This window comes from Streptomyces sp. NPDC037271, assembly GCF_055603605.1.
Genome location: NZ_JBVJVN010000001.1, coordinates 483477 through 501502, shown reverse-complemented (window position 1 = coordinate 501502; position 18026 = coordinate 483477). Strand labels below are relative to the sequence as shown.

18 protein-coding genes are annotated in these 18026 nt (G+C 72.2%); 9 read left to right on the top strand and 9 right to left on the bottom strand.

The window, feature by feature from the left end; genetic code table 11:
• Positions 1 to 145: 145 nt before the first annotated feature.
• Complete coding sequence (locus ACZ7G3_RS02405) at positions 146 to 3400, top strand: tetratricopeptide repeat protein (RefSeq protein WP_470922894.1); 3255 nt, start codon at positions 146 to 148, stop codon at positions 3398 to 3400.
• A 132-nt stretch (positions 3401 to 3532) separates the two neighbouring features.
• Here the strand turns inward: ACZ7G3_RS02405 and ACZ7G3_RS02400 are convergent, their stop codons facing one another.
• Together ACZ7G3_RS02400 and mca are read right to left on the bottom strand one after the other, a co-directional pair.
• On the bottom strand, positions 3533 to 3769 hold the full coding sequence (locus tag ACZ7G3_RS02400) for a hypothetical protein (RefSeq protein WP_398134934.1): 237 nt from the start codon (positions 3767 to 3769) through the stop codon (positions 3533 to 3535).
• Positions 3762 to 4622, bottom strand: coding sequence for a mycothiol conjugate amidase Mca (gene mca, locus ACZ7G3_RS02395; protein ID WP_470923185.1), 861 nt, complete (start codon positions 4620 to 4622; stop codon positions 3762 to 3764). Before mca ends, ACZ7G3_RS02400 begins: the two co-directional genes overlap by 8 nt.
• Before the next feature lie 203 nt (positions 4623 to 4825).
• On the opposite strand from mca, the gene ACZ7G3_RS02390 reads away from it, so the two are divergent.
• Positions 4826 to 5224 carry a DUF4307 domain-containing protein gene (locus ACZ7G3_RS02390; protein WP_426597039.1) on the top strand — a complete coding sequence of 133 codons (399 nt, stop codon included), beginning with the start codon at positions 4826 to 4828 and terminating at the stop codon, positions 5222 to 5224.
• A 181-nt stretch (positions 5225 to 5405) separates the two neighbouring features.
• Positions 5406 to 5903: a transcription elongation factor GreA gene (gene greA, locus ACZ7G3_RS02385; protein ID WP_055418146.1), complete on the top strand. Its 498-nt coding sequence runs from the start codon at positions 5406 to 5408 to the stop codon at positions 5901 to 5903.
• 97 nt (positions 5904 to 6000) lie between these two features.
• On the opposite strand, the gene ACZ7G3_RS02380 is transcribed toward greA, so the two are convergent.
• The 3 genes from ACZ7G3_RS02380 to ilvA all read right to left on the bottom strand — a co-directional run bounded on the left by ACZ7G3_RS02380 (position 6001) and on the right by ilvA (position 9302).
• The gene (locus ACZ7G3_RS02380) at positions 6001 to 6858 is read right to left on the bottom strand and encodes an ABC transporter permease (protein ID WP_426597040.1); all 858 of its coding nucleotides are present in this window, start codon (positions 6856 to 6858) and stop codon (positions 6001 to 6003) included.
• Complete coding sequence (locus ACZ7G3_RS02375) at positions 6855 to 7862, bottom strand: ATP-binding cassette domain-containing protein (protein ID WP_470922893.1); 1008 nt, start codon at positions 7860 to 7862, stop codon at positions 6855 to 6857. The genes ACZ7G3_RS02380 and ACZ7G3_RS02375 overlap by 4 nt, the downstream gene beginning before the upstream one ends.
• A 210-nt stretch (positions 7863 to 8072) precedes the next feature.
• A complete protein-coding gene (ilvA, locus tag ACZ7G3_RS02370; protein WP_470922892.1) occupies positions 8073 to 9302 on the bottom strand; it encodes a threonine ammonia-lyase in 1230 nt (409 codons plus the stop codon).
• A gap of 166 nt (positions 9303 to 9468) precedes the next feature.
• Here ilvA and ACZ7G3_RS02365 point away from each other — a divergent pair, with 166 nt between their 5' ends.
• The 3 genes from ACZ7G3_RS02365 (at position 9469) to ACZ7G3_RS02355 (ending at position 10963) form a co-directional block, all read left to right on the top strand.
• Positions 9469 to 9975 carry a MarR family winged helix-turn-helix transcriptional regulator gene (locus ACZ7G3_RS02365; RefSeq protein ID WP_426526319.1) on the top strand — a complete coding sequence of 169 codons (507 nt, stop codon included), beginning with the start codon at positions 9469 to 9471 and terminating at the stop codon, positions 9973 to 9975.
• 111 nt (positions 9976 to 10086) lie between these two features.
• A complete protein-coding gene (locus ACZ7G3_RS02360) occupies positions 10087 to 10623 on the top strand; it encodes a sigma factor-like helix-turn-helix DNA-binding protein (RefSeq protein ID WP_470922891.1) in 537 nt (178 codons plus the stop codon).
• Between the two features lie 82 nt (positions 10624 to 10705).
• Positions 10706 to 10963, top strand: a complete 258-nt coding sequence (locus ACZ7G3_RS02355) for a hypothetical protein (RefSeq protein WP_426597043.1) — start codon at positions 10706 to 10708, stop codon at positions 10961 to 10963.
• A gap of 7 nt (positions 10964 to 10970) precedes the next feature.
• On the opposite strand, the gene ACZ7G3_RS02350 is transcribed toward ACZ7G3_RS02355, so the two are convergent.
• A complete protein-coding gene (locus tag ACZ7G3_RS02350) occupies positions 10971 to 12128 on the bottom strand; it encodes a cystathionine gamma-synthase (protein ID WP_470922890.1) in 1158 nt (385 codons plus the stop codon).
• Positions 12129 to 12225: 97 nt separating this feature from the next.
• Between ACZ7G3_RS02350 and ACZ7G3_RS02345 the strand changes: the two genes are divergently transcribed.
• The gene (locus ACZ7G3_RS02345; RefSeq protein ID WP_470922889.1) at positions 12226 to 13344 is read left to right on the top strand and encodes a hypothetical protein; all 1119 of its coding nucleotides are present in this window, start codon (positions 12226 to 12228) and stop codon (positions 13342 to 13344) included.
• Between the two features lie 54 nt (positions 13345 to 13398).
• On the opposite strand, the gene msrA is transcribed toward ACZ7G3_RS02345, so the two are convergent.
• Positions 13399 to 13911, bottom strand: coding sequence for a peptide-methionine (S)-S-oxide reductase MsrA (msrA, locus tag ACZ7G3_RS02340; protein WP_470922888.1), 513 nt, complete (start codon positions 13909 to 13911; stop codon positions 13399 to 13401).
• A 329-nt stretch (positions 13912 to 14240) separates the two neighbouring features.
• Between msrA and ACZ7G3_RS02335 the strand changes: the two genes are divergently transcribed.
• The gene (locus ACZ7G3_RS02335) at positions 14241 to 14906 is read left to right on the top strand and encodes a maleylpyruvate isomerase family mycothiol-dependent enzyme (RefSeq protein ID WP_470922887.1); all 666 of its coding nucleotides are present in this window, start codon (positions 14241 to 14243) and stop codon (positions 14904 to 14906) included.
• A 27-nt stretch (positions 14907 to 14933) separates the two neighbouring features.
• Here ACZ7G3_RS02335 and ACZ7G3_RS02330 read toward each other — a convergent pair whose 3' ends face one another.
• Positions 14934 to 15533: a TetR/AcrR family transcriptional regulator gene (locus ACZ7G3_RS02330; RefSeq protein WP_426597048.1), complete on the bottom strand. Its 600-nt coding sequence runs from the start codon at positions 15531 to 15533 to the stop codon at positions 14934 to 14936.
• A 263-nt stretch (positions 15534 to 15796) separates the two neighbouring features.
• Entirely contained in the window at positions 15797 to 16837 is a 1041-nt protein-coding gene (locus ACZ7G3_RS02325) for an NAD(P)-dependent alcohol dehydrogenase (protein ID WP_426597049.1), read from the bottom strand.
• A gap of 170 nt (positions 16838 to 17007) precedes the next feature.
• Between ACZ7G3_RS02325 and ACZ7G3_RS02320 the strand changes: the two genes are divergently transcribed.
• Entirely contained in the window at positions 17008 to 17883 is an 876-nt protein-coding gene (locus tag ACZ7G3_RS02320; RefSeq protein WP_426597050.1) for a helix-turn-helix domain-containing protein, read from the top strand.
• Positions 17884 to 18026 lie beyond the last annotated feature (143 nt).

The window sequence follows — 18026 nt, the reverse complement described above, 5'->3', positions numbered from 1 at the left end:
GCCCGCCGACCCCTCCCCAGGGTCTCCCCGTCGCAGGACACTTGACCGGCGGACAACCGGGGAAGGACCCGGGGAGGGCCGGGGGAGTCCCAGCGAGGTCGGGGGGACACCCGGGCGACACCGATGCCGCCGGAGGGGGCGCGACATGCGGGACAGTCATCGGTCGGAGGCCGAGCGGTTACTGAGGCGGGCCGTGGAGGAGGAGGTGCGGCGTTCGGGCGGGCGCACGGACGGGAACGTGCTGCTGTCCCGGGCGCGCGGGTCGCTGGACGCGATGGCCGGGACGGCCGCCGAGGAGTACGAGGCCTACACCCGCGCCCTCGACGAGGCGGCGGCCGGACAGCTCACCTTCCGGCAGCGCTACGCCCGGGAGGGCGCCGGCACTCCCCTGCTGGTGGCGGCCGTGGCGGCGGTCGCCGCGGTGGTGGCCGACATGGCGCTCGGCACCGGCGCGGGTACCGCCGTGGGCGCGGGAGTGACCGTCGGGGTCGTCGGCGCCGCGGCGACCGTGGTGAAGGTGGTCGGCTCCCATGTGCCGGCCGCCCATCACCGGGCCGGGGCCGTGAGCCAGCCCGGCGGGCCCGAGCAGTTGCGGTTGCAGTGGCTGACGGCGCTGGAGGTGCGCGGCATCCGGCCGTTCCTGGACCAGCAGCGGATGCTCGCCGCGTCCACCGGGCCGAAGAAGGCGGCGGCCGGGCCGAAGCTGCGGGGCGCCGACAAGAGTGCCGCGGCCCGGGGGCGCAGCGCGCTGGAGCAGTCGTTCGCGCAGCTCCCGGAGCCGGAGGGCACCTTCGCGGGCCGGCGTCAGGAGATGGCGCGGCTGCGGCAGTGGGTGCAGGCGGCCCGCGCGAGCACGGAGACGAAGCCGACGGTGGTGGTGCTGCACGGGGCGCCCGGCAGCGGCCGTACGACGCTCGCGGTCCGGGCCGCCCACGAGCTGCGGGACTACTTCCGCGGGGCGTGCGTGGTCGACCTGCGCGGGGACGGTGCCGGTGCGCACGGGGACGGTACCGGTGCGCGCGAGGGCGGCCCCGCGTCGGGCGGCGAGGCTCCGCTGAGTACCCGGGAAGCCCTGCTGCACCTGCTGAACCGGCTCGGGGCGCCCCGCGAGCAGTTGCTGTTCCGCGAGCGGTCCTCGGCGGACCAGCAGGTCAAGCGGCTCAGCGAGCTGTACCGCCAGCACCTGGCCGACGTGCCGGTCACCGTCGTCCTGGACGACGCCGCGGACGCCGACCAGGTGCGCGCGCTGGTGCCGGAGCGGTCGGACAGCCTGGTGCTGATCACCGCGCGGAAAGCGCTGCAACTGCCGGCCGACCTTCCCGCGCGGGTGTACGACCTGCCGGTCGAGGCGCTGGACGCGGCGGGCGCGGAGGAACTGCTCGGCGCCGCCGCACAGGACGCGTCGGGGCCGTACGACGCCGAGTCCGCCGACCGGATCCGGCAGCTGTGCGGCGGGCTGCCGCTGGCGCTGCGCGTCGCGGGGTCGTCGCTGGGCCCGCGCTCGCCGCGCGCCCTGGCCACCGACCTGGCCGCGTACGGGCCCGTGGACCCCGTCGAACGGGCGCTGTGGCTGCGCTACACCGACCAGCCGGAGCCGGCCCGGCGGCTGCTGCGCCGGCTGGCGCTCGCGGGCCGCACCTCGCTGGGCGCCCCGGCCGCCGCCGCGCTGCTGGCCACGGACGAGACCGAGGCGGCGCGGCAGCTGGCGGCCCTGTCGCGGGCCGGCCTGCTCGACCGCGTCCGGGGCAGCCGCTACCGGCTGCACGACGTGGTGCGTGCCTTCGCCCGGTCCCGGCTCGCCGACGAGGAGGATCCGGGCGAGCGGACGGCGGCGCAGGAACGGCTGATCGCGAACTACGCCGAGCTGGCCGACTCGGTGCTGCGCCTGGTCGACGGCAACATGTCGACCCGCTCGGACCGCTTCGGGCAGTACGGCTTCACCTCCCTGGACGAGGCGCTGCGCTGGCTGGACGACGAGTCCAGCTTCATCACGGCGGCGCTCCGGCACGCGGAGGGCGTCGACCAGGGCGCGGTGCTGAACCTGCTGGGCGCGCTGTGTGACTACTGCCTGCTGCGCGGCGACCTGTACCGGCTGGGTGAGATCAGCGAGCTGGCGCAGTCCGTGGACCAGGGGCTGCTGGTGCGGTCCGTGCAGTGGCGTACCGGTATCGCGGCCCGGCAGCTGGGCGAGCTGGACAAGGCGCGCACGACGCTCACCTCCGTCGTCGACCTGTACATGGAGGCCCACCACGACGCGGGGGCGGCCCGTGCCCTGTGCTCGCTGGGCATCACGCTGCACCACCAGGGCAATCTGACGGAGGCGGCGGCGAAGCTGCGGGAGGCGCTGGACCTCCAGGCCCCGCCCGAGCTGGCCACGGACCGGGCGTGGACGCTGCACGCGCTGGCGGCGGTGCAGCGGGACCGGGCCCGGCTGGCGGAGGCCCTGGAGCTGCTCACCGAGTCACTGGTGCTGCACCGCGCGGGCGAGTCGGTGCACGGCCAGGCGTGGGCACACTTCCAGCTCGGCCAGCTGCACCTGCGCATGGGCGACGTACCGCGTGCGGAGGCGGACCTGCGCACCGCCCTGGAGCTGTACGGCCGCACCCAGGACGCCCGTGGCGAGGCCTGGGCGCTGACCCAGCTGGCGCGGGCCCGGCTGGTGGACGGGGACGTGTCCGTGGCGGTGGAGGAGCTGCGGCGGGCGGCGGCCCGGCACCGGGAGAACGAGGACGCGCGCGGCAAGGCGTGGAGTTTCTACTACCTGGGCCAGGCGCTGGAGGAGACGGGCGCCCTGGACCAGTCGGTGCGTGCGCTGGAACGCTCCCGCACGATGTTCTCGCGGATGCGGGACGCGTACGGTCTGGCCTGTGCCCGGCACCACTCTGCGCGGGTCACCCGCGACCAGCGTGCCGCCCAGACGGGCTCGCTGCGGAACTCCGGCTTCGCCCGGCAGCTCCTGGTCGACGCCCGCGCCGACTTCCAGCGGATCGGCGTCGGCCACGGCGAGGCGTGGACCTGCCTGGAGCTGGCGGTCGTGGACGGGGGCAACGCCCGTACGCCGCAGGCGCTGACGCTGTGCGACGAGGCGGCCGAGCTGTTCGCGGCGTACGGCGACCGGCGGGGCGAGGACTGGGCCCGTTTCCTGCGCTGCACGCTGCTGCCGTACGCGGCCCCCGGGGGCGTGGAGGTCGGTACGGCGGTGGCCCAGGAGGAACTGGCCCAGCTGTCCCGCGCCCCCCATCCGGCACGGGACGCCAAGCTGGACGGCTACGTGCGGGCGTACCGGCTGCTCCTGGAACGGGGCGTCCAGCTGGAGTCCGGCTGGCAGGCCTGGCGCCTGGGCATGGTCCCGGACCGTCAGGCCCGGGAGGTCATGGGGGTGGCGGTGACGGCGACGTAGGACACCCCGGGGCGGCACGGGCGGGCGGTGGGGGTCCGGCGGGGCCACCGCCCGAGCACGGCGGGGAGTGGGGGCGTGCGACCGCACCGGGTCGCACTCCCCCGCCTCCGGTCCGCCGCCGGGGGCCCGGCGTCACCCCTTCTGCGGCTCGACCCGGCCGGAGGCCTCCGCCTCCGGCTCCGGGGCCTCCTTGAAGTCGACCTTGCCCATGTGCCGGCTCATGGACCGCATCAGACCCCACACCGCCAGGGCCATCACCGCGAAGACGATGAACCCGAGGACACCGGGGGTGACCTTGTCCTCGTCGAGCTCGGCGAGAGTGACGAGGTGCGTCATTGCCAGGCTTGCGCTTGCACTCATGTCAGGCATTGTCCCGGATGCCCGCGAAGAGGTCGTCCTCGGGGAGGGAGGTGTCCACGAGGGACTTGGCGAGCTCGTACTCCTCGGTGGGCCAGACCTCCTTCTGGACGTCCATCGGAACGCGGAACCAGCCGCCGTCGGGGTCGATCTGCGTGGCGTGGGCGATCAGCGCCTTGTCGCGGATCTCGAAGAAGTCGGCGCAGGGCACGTGCGTGGTGAGGACGCGCTCCTTGCGCTCGAACTCCGACCAGCGCTTGAGCCAGTCCTCGTAGGGCGACTCCAGGCCGCGCTCCAGCAGCGCGTTGTGCAGCGCCTCGGTGCGGGGGCGGTTGAAGCCCTGGTTGTAGTAGACCTTCAGCGGCTGGTACGCCGTTCCGTACTCGGCCTCCGGGTACTTCTCGGTGTCGGCCGCGCCCTCGAAGGCCACCATCGTGATCTTGTGGGTCATGATGTGGTCGGGGTGCGGGTATCCGCCGTTCTCGTCGTAGGTGGTGATCACCTGGGGGCGGAAGGAGCGGATCTTCCGCACCAGCTCGCCGGCCGCCTTGTCGACGTCCTCCAGGGCGAAGCAGCCCTCCGGCAGCGGGGGCAGCGGGTCGCCCTCGGGCAGGCCGGAGTCGACGAAGCCGAGCCACTCCTGCCCGACGCCCAGGATCTCCCGGGCCTCGTCCATCTCCTTCTTGCGCACCTCGTGGATGTTCTCCTCGATGTACGCGTCACCCTGGAGCTTCGGGTTGAGGATGGAACCGCGTTCCCCGCCCGTGCAGGTCACCACCAGCACGTCCACCCCCTCGGACACGTACTTCGCCATGGTGGCCGCGCCCTTGCTCGACTCGTCGTCGGGGTGTGCGTGGACGGCCATCAGTCGCAGCTGGTCAGTCAAGACTCAATCCTCAAGTCGGTCGGCGCCCTGTGTGCATCGGCGCAATCCAATAGGTGCCGCCCCACAGGGGCGTCGTCGAGGGGCGGCGGTCGGGTGACGGGTGGGAGGCTTCTATAGTGACCGAATCGGGGGGCGAATAATTCCGGAGCCCGGGAAGAGCGGCTCCTGCCGGGAGGACGATCATGAGTACGGCGAGCACGCAGACGCCCGAGAGCCGGTACGGCCGCTCGTCGGACGAACGGGCCGACCGCACGCTCAAGATCGTCGGCGCCGTGCTCGGCGCCGTCCTGCTCGCGGTGATCGGCTGGTTCGGCTACCACTACGTCGGCCAGAACAAGATCAGCGGCGAGTTGATCGGGTTCGAACTCGCCGAGGACTCGGTGCAGGTGCACCTGGAGGTCCGCAAGGACGCCGGTGCCGTCGGCTACTGCACGGTGCGCTCCCAGGCGGAGGACGGCGACGAGGTGGGCCGGGCGGACTTCCGCTTCGGCGGCGACTCCACGCGCATCGACGAGGTCGTCACCCTGCGCACGAAGGCCCCGGGTACGACGGCCGAGCTGCTCGGCTGCCACGCCGACTGACTTCGCGAAGCCCCGCCGGCGCGAAAACGTCCGTGCTGACCTGCGAGGACATGAATCTGGTGGCTTATGTCCTCCCCCTTTGGCCCCTGAATTGTTAGGCTCGTGGTTTCGCCCTTCCGTGAAGGAACATCCTTCTGGGTAGGGCGTTGATTTGTATTCCCAGCACCAACGAGGAGCACCCGTGACCCAGACCAGCGAGAACGTCACCTGGCTGACCCAGGAGGCGTACAACAAGCTCAAGGAGGAGCTTGAATACCTTACTGGTCCTGCGCGCACCGAGATCTCTGCCAAGATCGCCGCGGCCCGTGAGGAGGGGGACCTGCGTGAGAACGGCGGGTACCACGCGGCGAAGGAGGAGCAGGGCAAGCAGGAGCTCCGCGTGCGCCAGCTGACCCAGCTGCTCGAGAGTGCCAAGGTCGGTGAGGCTCCGGCCGCGGACGGCGCGGTGGCGCCCGGCATGGTCGTAACGATCGCCTTCGACGGTGACGAGGACGACACGCTGACCTTCCTGCTCGCCTCGCGCGAGTACGCGAGCTCGGACATCGAGACGTACTCTCCGCAGTCGCCGCTGGGCTCGGGCGTCATGGGCCACAAGGTCGGCGAGGACGCGCAGTACGAGCTGCCCAACGGCAAGCCGGCTTCCGTGAAGATCCTCAAGGCCGAGCCCTACAACGGCTGACCAGGCTCCCTCCCCCGGCCGGTGGTGCACCCGGCCGCCTGTTGTCGACGAGCCCCCGGCGTCCCGGTGAATCCCGGTGACGCCGGGGGCCGCGTCGTCATGTGGCGGCCGAGCGGTACTTGCGCACCGCCAGGGTCCGGAAGACCACGATGATCAGGACGGACCAGATCACCGAGGCCCAGACGGGATGCTGCATGGGCCAGGCGTCGGACTGCACGACGCCCGGATTGCCGAACAGCTCGCGGCAGGCCTGCACCGTGGCGCTGAACGGGTTCCACTCGGCGATGTGCCGGAGCCACGGGGTCATCTGGCTGGAGTCCACGAAGGCGTTCGAGACGAACGTCACCGGGAACAGCCAGATGATCCCGCCGGAGGTCGCCGCCTCCGGGGTGCGCACGGAGAGGCCGATCAGCGCACCGATCCAGGTGAAGGCGTATCCCAGGAGAAGCAGCAGGCCGAAGCCGGCCAGGATCTTCCCGGTGTTGGTCGGTTCCGCGGAGCCGGTGCGCCAGCCCACGATCAGCGCGACGATCGCGAGGACGAGCAGCGTGATGGCCGTCTGCGCGAGATCGGCGACGGTGCGGCCGGTCAGCACCGCACCGCGGGCCATCGGCAGGGAACGGAAGCGGTCGACGAGCCCCTTCTGCATGTCGTCGGCGATACCGGCCGCCGATCCCGCGGTGGCGAACGTGACGGTCTGCGCGAAGATGCCCGCCATCAGGAAGGCCTTGTAGACGTCCGGGTCGGTGGTGTTCCCGATCTTCATCGAGCCGCCGAAGACGTAGGTGAAGAGGACCACGAACATCACCGGCTGGATGACCCCGAACAGGACCATCTCGGGAATCCTGGTCATCCGGATCAGGTTCCTGCGGGCGATGACCAGGGAGTCGCGGAGGGACTGGCCCACGGGGTTGGCGGGCGCCGCGACCCGCGTGGCATCGGTGTCGGCGCTCACTTGGCCTCCTCCTTCTCCTGCTGGTGGCCGGCGCCCGCCGCCCGGCCGTTCGCCTCGGCCTCGGCCTCGGCCATGTGGCCGGTGAGGGAGAGGAAGACGTCGTCGAGAGTGGGGCGGCGCAGGCCGATGTCGTCGATCTCGATGCCGCGGGTGTCGAGTTCGCGGATGACCTCGGCGAGCAGCTTCGCACCGCCGGTGACGGGGACGGTCAGCTTGCGGGTGTGCTCCTCCACGGTGGTCGGCCCCTTGCCGAACCCGGCGAGCACCTCGGCGGCCTCCCTCATGTGGTCGCGTTCGTGGACCACGACCTCGACGCGCTCTCCACCGGTGCGGGCCTTGAGCTGGTCGGAGGTGCCCCGGGCGATGACGCGGCCGTGGTCGACGACCGCGATGTCGTGCGCGAGGTGGTCGGCCTCCTCCAGGTACTGCGTGGTCAGCAGCAGGGTCGTGCCGCCGGCGACCAGCTGCTTGATGACCTCCCACAGCTCCTGCCGGTTGCGCGGGTCGAGGCCGGTCGTCGGTTCGTCCATGAACATGACGGGCGGGGAGACGACCAGGGCGGCCGCCAGGTCGAGCCGGCGGCGCATGCCTCCCGAGTAGGTCTTCGTCGGGCGGTCGGCGGCGTCCGCGAGGTGGAACTGTTCGAGCAGCTCGCCGGCCCGGGCCTTCGCGGCCCTGGCCCTCATCTGGTAGAGCTGGCCGACCATCTGGAGGTTCTCCCGGCCGGTCAGGTATTCGTCGACGGCGGCGAACTGGCCGGAGAGGCCGATCGACCGCCGCACCTCATTGGGCTGCCCGAGCACGTCGATGCCCGCGACGACCGCTTTGCCGCTGTCGGGGCGCAGCAGGGTCGTGAGGCAGCGGACGGCGGTGGTCTTGCCCGCGCCGTTCGGCCCGAGCAGGCCCAGGACCGTGCCCTCGGGAACGTCGAGGTCGACGCCGTCCAGAGCCCTTACGTCACCGAAGGTCTTCACCAGGCCTTCGGCATAGATGGCGCCTGGCATATGAGTCTCCACGTCTTCGGGGATACTTCGGAAAGCCTAGGTTTGTACGTTTCGCTCCGCTCAGCGAGCGATTTACGACACACAGTAACGCGATGTATCGCGTTCCACAATGCGGTTACCCGAACGAGTGACGCGGTGGCGGTGGCGATGGTGGTGGCGATGGCGGATCAGGTGATGCCGGTCAGCCTGCGACGGTGAGCCCGACGGCGGTCAGCCGATGACGGGGTACCCCGCCTCCCGCAGCGCCCGGCCGACCTCGGCACAGTGCTCCGGCCCCTTCGTCTCCAGGTGCAGCTCGACCTCGGCCTCCGTGAGCCCGAGCCGCGGATCGGTCCGGACGTGGCTCACGTCGAGGACGTTGGCGTCCACCACCGACAGCACCCCGAGCAGTGTGGCGAGGGCACCGGGCCGGTCCGTCAGGCGCAGCCGGACCGCCAGGTAGCGGCCCTGCGCGGCCATGCCGTGCCGCAGCACGCCCTGCATCAGCACCGGGTCCACGTTGCCGCCGGACAGCACCGCCACCACCGGCCCCGCGAAGGCGCCGGGCTCGCTCAGCAGTGCCGCCACCGGGCTCGCCCCGGCCGGCTCGACGACCAGCTTGGCCCGCTCCAGGCACAGCAGCAGCGCGGTGGACAGCTCGTCCTCGGAGACCGTGCGGACCTCGTCCACCAGGTCGCCGACGATCCCGAACGGCACGTCACCGGGCCGTCCCACCCTGATGCCGTCGGCCATCGTCGACGGATTCTCCACGGCCACCGGGCGGCCCGCGGCCAGCGAGGGCGGGTACGCCGCAGCGCCCTCGGCCTGCACGCCCACGATGCGCACGTCCGGCCGCAGCGCCTTCACCGCGACCGCGATCCCGGCCACCAGCCCTCCCCCGCCGATGCCGACCACGACGGTCCGCACCTCGGGGCACTGCTCCAGGATCTCGAGCCCGACCGTGCCCTGCCCCGCGATGATGTCGGGGTGGTCGAAGGGGTGGATGAACACCGCGCCGGTCCGCTCCGCGTACTCCTGCGCCGCGGCCAGCGTCTCGTCGACCACCTGGCCGTGCAGCCGCACCTCCGCGCCGTAGTCGCGGGTCGCGCTGATCTTGGGCAGCGGGGCGCCCTTCGGCATGAACACCGTCGAACGCACCCCGAGCAGCGACGACGCCAGCGCCACGCCCTGCGCGTGGTTGCCCGCGCTGGCCGCGACCACACCGGCGGCCCGCTGCTCGGGCAGCAGCCCGGCGATACGGACGTAGGCGCCGCGCAGCTTGAACGAACCCGTCCGCTGGAGGTTCTCGCACTTGAGGTGCACCGGCGCGCCGACCAGCTGGGACAGGTGCCTGCTGCCCTCCATCGCCGTCACCCGCGCCACACCCGAGAGCATCTTCTGGGCTCCGCGCACGTCGTCGAGAGTGACGGGTCCGACAAGGGCGGCCGTGCTGTAGCTCATGTCTCCAGCATCGCAGTTCGCGGGCGCCGGGGGCCGTTGTGACCAACCTCCGAGACCCGCCCGCTTTGCGCAGCGCCGGCACGCCTCGCCGCCCGGCCGCGTACCCTGTCCCCCAATCAGCAGCCCTCCACGAAGTGAGCCCCCGGCCATGCCCACAGCACCTGAAATGTCGATGGACATGACGACTGCCGGTGACACCGGTCTTCTCGAGACGCTCCAGCACGAGGTGGCGCTCTTCGCCCGTCGTGCCGAACAGACCCGGCTCGGCGGTGTCGGGCAGGTGCGCAACTCCATGGACCGCGCCGCCTACCTGCTCCTCAACCGCCTCGACAAAGAGGGCCCGATGGGCGTGAAGGCGCTCGCCGCGAGCATGGGCATCGATTCCTCGACGGTCACCCGGCAGGTGGCCCCGCTCGTCGACACCGGGCTCGTGAAGCGGACCTCGCACCCGGAGGACGGCCGCGCGGTCGTGCTCCAGCTCTCCCCGCGCGGCGAGTCGCGGCTGGAGGAGGTCCGCTCCTCCCGGCGTCAGCTCATGGCCGAACTGACCCACGACTGGGCACCGGAGGAGCGCGAGGCGTTCTGCACGCTCCTCACGCGCTTCAACGGGGCCCTGTCCGCCCGTATGGCCCCGCCCGGCGCGGCGGGGCCGGAGTCGCCGTCGGCCTCCTGAGCCGCTTCCCACCGGCTTTCCCGGGCGGTTCGCACCGCACTCTTGACCGGCGGGCCGCCCCTGGCCTGATATGAGACCCCAGGGGTCGTCGCCGTCCGGTCGGGAGGCGCGGTGCGAGAACGGCAAGCGTCCCAGAGTGCCCGCCGGGACCGGGAGTTCGAGGCGTTCGTCGCGGGCGCGGCAGGCCGGCTGCTGCATGCCGCCACCCTGCTCACGGCCGAACCGGCGGGCGACAACCCGCGCGCGCGACGCCTGCTGGGCCTGTCCCTCGCCCACACGTACGCGTACTGGGACCGGCTGCACGGGGAGGACCCGTACGACCGGGCCCGGCAGTACCTGGCCACCCGCTTCGCCCGCGAGGCCTGGCACCGGTACGGCGGCGGCCTCGGCCGGGCCCGTCGGCGCCCCGCCGGCACCTTGGGCGGGCTCGCCCCGCAGGAACGCCTGATCCTGGTGCTCAGGCTGTACGAGGGGGTCGCCGAGGAGCAGGCCGCCGCCCTGCTGGGCCTGCCCGTGGAACGCGTACGGACGATCTGCGACCGGGCGACGGCCACCCTTCTGCACCCGCCCTCGGGGCCCTCCGGCCCGCCGGCGGCCGCGAAGACGAAGACGGCGAAGACGGCGAAGACGAAGGCGGCGACACCATGACGGGCACGGCGTCCGGCACGACGACCGGCACGACGACCGGCACGACGACCGGCACGCGCGCGTGGCGCACCGGGGGACGCCGGTGAACCGCCCCCAGCGAGAGGCCGCCGTACGGCGGATCATGGAGCAGTCGCCGCCCCGGGTGCCGCCCGAGATGTACGCGGACGCGGTGCGCCGCGGCGGTCGCATGCTGCGGCGCAGGACCGCCGCCCGCCGCCTGATGTGGCTGGTGCTGTGCGCCGCGGCGGTGGCGTTCACGGTGTGGGCGGTGACCGTCCAGCCCTGGGTGGAGCCGCCGTCGGAGACGACCCCACCCGTGACGGGCTGGGACGGCTGGTGAGCCCTTCCTACTGGCCCAGGGCCTGCTGGAGGTCCGCGAGCAGGTCGTCGACGTTCTCGATGCCGACCGACAGACGCACCAGGTCGGCGGGCACCTCCAGGGCCGAACCGGCGGCGGAGGCGTGCGTCATCCGGCCGGGATGCTCGATCAGCGACTCGACGCCGCCCAGGGACTCACCGAGCGTGAACACCTTCGCGCGGTTGCAGACCTCGACAGCCGCCTGCTCGCCGCCCGCGACGCGGAACGACACCATGCCGCCGAAGGCCTTCATCTGCTTGGCGGCGACCTCGTGCCCCGGGTGCTCCGGGAGGCCCGGGTACAGCACGTCCGTCACGCGCGCGTGCCGGGAGAGCATCTCGGCGACCTTGCCGGCGTTCTCGCTGTGCCGGTCCATGCGCACGGCGAGCGTCTTGGTGCCGCGCAGCACCAGCCAGGAGTCGAAGGGCCCGGCGACCGCGCCCATCGCGTTCTGGTGGAACGCCAGCTCCTCCCCCAGCTCCTGGTCGTTCACGATCAGCGCGCCGCCGACGACGTCCGAGTGACCGCCCATGTACTTGGTCAGGGAGTGCACGACGACGTCGGCGCCGAGCGCCAGCGGCTGCTGGAGGTACGGCGTGGCGAAGGTGTTGTCGACGACGAGCCGGGCGCCGGCGTCCCGGGCGACCTGGGCGACGGCGGCGATGTCGGTGATGCCGAGCAGCGGGTTGGAGGGCGTCTCCACCCACACGGCCCTGGTCTTCGGCGTCAGCGCGGCCCGCACGGCGGCGGGGTCGCTGGTGTCGGCCACGGACCACTCCACGCCCCACCGGGTGGCGACCTTGGCGAAGAGCCGGAAGGTGCCGCCGTACGCGTCGTTCGGGATCACCACGTGGTCGCCGGGGCGCAGCAGCGTACGCAACAGGCAGTCCTCGGCCGCCAGTCCGGACGCGAACGCGAGGCCGCGACGGCCGCCCTCCAGGGCGGCGAGGTTCTCCTCCAGGGCCGTACGGGTCGGGTTGGCGCTGCGGCTGTACTCGTAACCGCCGCGCAGTCCGCCGACGCCGTCCTGCTTGTACGTCGACACCTGGTAGATCGGCGGGACCACCGCGCCCGTCAGGGGGTCGGCGGTGTTGCCCGCGTGAATCGCGAGCGTCTCGAAGTGCTGACTGATGTGCCTGTCGCTCATGAGCACCGAGGGTAGCGGCGCGGACGACTCCGCGCGTTCTCCACAGGACCGCGGCACAGGTTGGCCAATTGTCGGCGCCGTCTGGTTCGCTTGAGACATGGAGATTCTCTGGGTCCTGATAGCACTGGTCATGCTGGCCTTCGTGCTGCTTCCCGTTCTGCGGCGCCGACGGAGCGCGGTCGGCCTGGTACCCGCCGGCCACCCGGACGCGGCGGACCCCGCGAACTACGGCTTCGCCCGCGAGGAGGAGCTGGACATCCGCATGCCCGGCCCCGACCAGGACCTGCTCGACGTCCTCGACCTGGTGCAGCGCACGCAGGACTACCGGGGAGCCCAGCAGCTCCTGGCCGGCACGGAGGCGGCGGGCGAGCGGCGCTGGCAGCGCGTGCAGGCCTTCGCGGGCGCCGCGTCGCTGGAGCTGGCGCAGCGGCCCGGCGGCGTCGGGGAAACGCCGGGCGGGCAGTGGCTGCGGGTGTGGCGGGCGGAGGCGCCCAAGGACGCGGGCGGCGCGGCCGTGCACGCCGAGTTCCTGGTGCAGCAGGCGTGGCGGACGGCGACGCCGGGCACGGACGACTTCCGGATCATCATGGAGGAGGCGAAGGCGGCCTGCGCGGAGGCGGCGCTGCTCGCCCCCGGTGACCCGGTCCCGTACATCGTCGAGCTCTCGGTGGCCCGCGGTCTCGGCTACCCGCGCGAGGACTTCGAACAGCTCTGGCTGAAGATCCTCGACCGCGCCCCCAACCACATGGGCGCGCACCTGGCGGCCCTGCACTACTGGTGCGAGAAGTGGCACGGCTCCCGCGACCTGGCGTACTCCTTCGCGGAGGCGGCGGCGGCCCGCGCCCCGCAGGGCTCCCTCCTCGCGGCGATGCCGCTCTTCGCGGTCTTCGAGCACCTGCCCGAGGTCAACCTGGTCAGCGGCTTCTACCAGAGCGAGGTCGTCACCAAGGCGGTGCACGGCGCCCTGCACGCGGTCCACTCGGCCCGTCCCGACGACCCGATGCAGGCGCACGTCCGCCACCTGCTGGTCTTCTTCCTGGTCCGCGGCGAGCGCTGGGCCGAGGCCATGAACCAGCTGATACTCATCGACGGTCACGTCGGCGCCCTGCCCTGGACCCTGTCCGCCGACCCGGCGGCGGAGTTCGCCGTCTACCGCGCCCTGGCCGTGGCGGGGTACGAGGCGAACGGCGGCAGCCCGGCGACGCTGCCACGCTGACGGCCCGGCCCTCCGCCCGGCGGCCCGGCGGAATCCCGCCGGGCCGTCTCGCGGTCAGCCCTCGGTGCGCGCGGGCAGCCGCCATCCCGGGCGCGGGAAGTGGCAGGTGTAGCCCTCGGGGTAGCGCTGCAGGTAATCCTGGTGCTCGGGCTCGGCCTCCCAGAAGGGGCCGACCGGCTCCACCTCGGTGACGACCTTGCCCGGCCACAGCCCGGAGGCGTCCACGTCCGCGATCGTGTCCTCGGCGATCCGCTTCTGCTCGTCGTCCACGTAGTAGATCGCCGAGCGGTAGCTGAGGCCGATGTCGTTGCCCTGGCGGTTCTTGGTGCTCGGGTCGTGGATCTGGAAGAAGAACTCCAGGATCGCGCGGAAGTCGGTCTCCTCGGGGTCGAAGAGGATCTCGATGGCCTCCGCGTGCGTGCCGTGGTCCCGGTACGTCGCGTTCGGCACGTCACCCCCGGTGTATCCGACCCGGGTCGCCGTAACCCCCGGGAGCCGGCGGATCAGCTCCTCCATCCCCCAGAAGCATCCGCCCGCCAGTACGGCCCTCTGCGTCTGCGTAGCCATTGCGGCCCTCCCATATCTGTCAGCTCGGTCACTCGGGCTACTCGGCTCGCACACCATCGGCGTCCACACCCTCTCCCTCCCCAACGCGCGAGGGTCCCGGCCGATTCCGTACGTGCCCGAGCCGCCCGAACCCGGTGGGGCGTGCGTTCCGGGCTCGGGTGCCGGGGAGAAGACTCCGGGTGCCGGAGGAAAGATCACGCACGGGCGATGACTTAGCTCCGGAGCGGGAGTCTTGCCCGGGGGCGCCCCTGCCGGGCGTCCATCCCGTCCATCCCGTCCGTTCCGACCGGGACGACGCGGACCACGGCCATCGACAGGAGACCATCCCCGTGACTGATCCGGAACCGACGACAGACCGGAACCGCGCCACTGAGGTCTGGCCCTTGATCCACACCGAGCGAGCGGCGCTGGCGGCGGATCTCGCGGATCTGGCGGACGAGCGGTGGGCCGTGCCGTCGTTGTGCACCGGTTTGACGGTACGGCAGGTTCTGGCGCACCTGACCGCGGGCGCCAGTCTCACCACCGTGCGCTGGCTGGCGGGTGTGATCCGCTGCCGGTTCGACTTCGACAAGCAGGTGGCCATGCGGCTGTCCGAGCACCTCGGCGCGACCCCGGGCGAAACCCTCGAACGTTTCCGGCGCATCGTCCCGAGCACGACCAAGCCTCCCCTGCCCGCCATCGCCATGCTGGGCGAGACGATCGTGCACGGGGAGGACATCCGGCGCCCGCTGGGCATCCGCCGCGACCGTCCGATCGAGGTCGTCACGCAGGTGGCCGAGTACTACCGGGGCACGGACCTCGTGGTCGTCGCCAAGGGACGCATAGGCGGCCTGCGGCTCGTCGCGGACGACGGCCCGTTCACGACCGGCTCCGGGCCTCTCGTGTCCGGGCCCACGCTGGCGCTGGTGATGGCCATGACCGGGCGCGCGACGTACTGCGACGACCTCGAGGGCGACGGTGTGGAACTCCTCCGCAGCCGCTGCGGGGCGGGGTGACGCGAGGTCGCGCCGTGCGGCCCCGGGTCATTCCGGCCGGCGCAGCCCCGCGACGAGGAGCCCGACCAGGCGGCGCGCGTCGTAGCGGGGATCGTTCTCCGCGCCGATGCAGAGGTTGCCGACGCCGCGCATGAGCTCGTAGGCGGACAGGTCGGACCGGATCTCGCCGGAGGCGGTCGCGGCGTCGAGGAGCTGGGTGCACACGGGCACGAGGCGGTCGAGGAAGTACGCGTGCAGCGTCTCGAAGCCGGCGTTGTCGGACTGCAGGACGGCGGCGAGTCCGTGCTTGGTGACCAGGAAGTCGACGAAGAGGTCGATCCACCCGCCCAGTGCGGCGTACGGGGTCGGACTGCTCGCCAGGAGCGCCGGGCCGGCCTCGGCGCAGGACTCCACCTGGTGCCGGTAGACGCCGATGATGAGGTCCGCCCGCGTCGGGAAGTGGCGGTAGATCGTGGCCGTTCCGACGCCGGCCCGGGCCGCGATGTCGCGTACCGGCGCCTCGACGCCCGACTCGACGAAGACCGCGGCGGCCGCGTCCAGCAGGGTCTTCTGGTTGCGCCGTGCGTCCGCCCGCCGGGGCCGGGCCGCGTGCGCCGTGGCCTCGTCGCCGTCCTGCTCCTGCACCACGTCGTTTCCTCCGCCACCCGGGATCATCAAACGGGACACTGTTCCGTATCGTCAAGCGGGACAGGGTTCCATTTGACCGCCATGATGCCAGAGCCCGGAGCCGTCACCAAGCTTCGCATCGACATGGGGCGGGAGCGCCGGGTCCTGGCGCCCGGACGGGCAGGTTCCTGTCTCCTGGTGCCTGCCCGTCCGGGCGTCCGCCCTGTGTGTCCACGGCGGTAGGGCCCGGGGCGTCGCGACCGTGCGACAGCCGAGGGGACGGCTCAGATCGTCGCCGTGTCGATCACGAAGCGGTACCGCACGTCGCTCGCCAGGACCCGCTCGTACGCCTTGTTGACCTCGGACGCGGCGATCAGCTCGATCTCCGCGCCGATGCCGTGCTCGGCGCAGAAGTCCAGCATCTCCTGGGTCTCCCGGATGCCGCCGATCATGGACCCGGCGAGGGTCTTGCGGCCGCCGAGCAGCGTGAACAGGTTGAGGGAGACCGGCTCCTCGGGGGCGCCGACGTTCACCAGGGCGCCGTCCGTCTTCAGCAGGCCCAGGTAGGCGCCGAAGTCGAGCGGGGCCGAGACCGTCGAGACGATCAGGTCGAAGGTGCCCGCCAGCTGCTCGAAGGTGGCCGGGTCGCTGGTGGCGTAGTAGTGGTCGGCGCCCAGCTTCAGGCCGTCGTCCCTCTTGCGCAGCGACTGCGACAGCACGGTCACCTCGGCGCCCATGGCGTGCGCGAGCTTGACGCCCATGTGGCCGAGGCCGCCCATGCCGACGACGGCGACCTTCTTGCCGGGGCCGGCGTTCCAGTGCCGGAGCGGGGAGTACGTGGTGATGCCGGCGCACAGCAGGGGCGCGGCCTCGTCCAGCGCGATGCCCTCGGGGATGCCGAGGACGAAGTTCTCGTCGACGACGATCTTCTCGGAGTAGCCGCCGTAGGTCGGCTCCCCGTCCTTGCCCACGGCGTTGTAGGTGCCGATGTTGCCGCTGGCGCAGTACTGCTCCTGGCCGGCCTCGCAGTTGTCGCACTCTCCGCAGGAGTCGACCATGCAGCCGACGCCCACCCGGTCGCCGACGGCGTACTTGGTGACGCCGGGGCCGACCTCGGAGACGATGCCGGCGATCTCGTGGCCGGGGACCATCGGGAAGATGGCCTCGCCCCAGCCCTCCTGTACCTGGTGGATGTCCGAGTGGCAGATGCCGGCGAACTTGATGTCGATCAGGACGTCGTGCTCGCGCACCTCGCGCCGCTCGATGGTGGTCCGCTCCAGCGGGGCCTTGGCGGCGGGCGCGGCGTATGCGGCGACAGTGGTCATGCAGGGTTCTCCGGGAATCTCGTGACAGCGGTGTGGGTATGGCCTCCAGCCTGCCTCCGATCCGGACATCCACCCAGACCACGGCTTTGCCTACGACCAGCGTGCGTACCACCGACGGGGACAGGCTCCGGGGCGTACGACCGGGAATACGACCGGCGATACTGGAGGGTATGGATGGACAGCTGGACCGGCGTGCCGAACTGAGCGAGTTCCTTCGCACCCGGCGGGCCCGGCTGAAGCCGGAGGACGTGGGGCTGCCGTCGTTCGGGCGGCACCGCCGCGTGCCGGGGCTGCGCCGGGAGGAGCTGGCGCAGCTGGCCGGGGTGTCGGTGGCGTACTACACACGCCTGGAGCAGGGCAACGGCCGGAACGTCTCGGCGGAGGTCCTGGACGCGATCGCCCGCGCGCTCCGGCTGACCGACGCCGAGCAGGCGCACCTGACGCATCTGGCGAAACCGAAGCAGCAGCGCCGGCGGTCGGCGGGTGCGCGGGCGCAGCAGCCGGTCCGGGTGGCGCTGCTCCAGCTGCTGGACTCGATCGAGACCGTGCCGGCGTACGTGTCGGGCCGGCGCTCGGAGATCCTCGCCTGGAACCGGATGGCGGCGGCCCTCTTCGGTGACTGGGGCAAGCTGCCGGCCGAGGAGCGGAACTGGGCGCGGCTGGTCTTCCTGAACCCGGACTACCGCGACCTGTTCGTGGACTGGGACCAGAAGGCGTCCGACATGGTCAGCTTCCTGCGCATGGACGCGGGCCGGCACCCGGACGACCCCCGGCTGTCCGCGCTGGTCGGCGAACTCTCCGTGAAGAGCGAGGAGTTCCGGCGGCTGTGGGCCACGCACGACGTCAAGGAGAAGAGCTACGGCGTCAAGCGGATGCGGCACCCGCTGGTCGGTGACCTGACGCTGTCCTTCGAGACGTTCCGCCTGGTCGACGACGACGAGCAGGCCTTCGTCACGTACCACGCCGAGCCGGGCTCCCCGTCGGCTGAGGCGCTGCGGCTGCTGGCGAGCTGGGGGACGGACGCGGCGGCCTCGCTCACGCCGTGAGCTCCGCGGCACGATGCGCGGAGTGATCCGACGCCGCTCGGCGAGCCCCGCGATCCGGTGGAGCGATCCGGTCGAGCGGTCCAGACGAACTGTCCGGTCGAGCGGTCCAGACGGACTGTCCGGCCGTCTCCCCCTGCGGCACG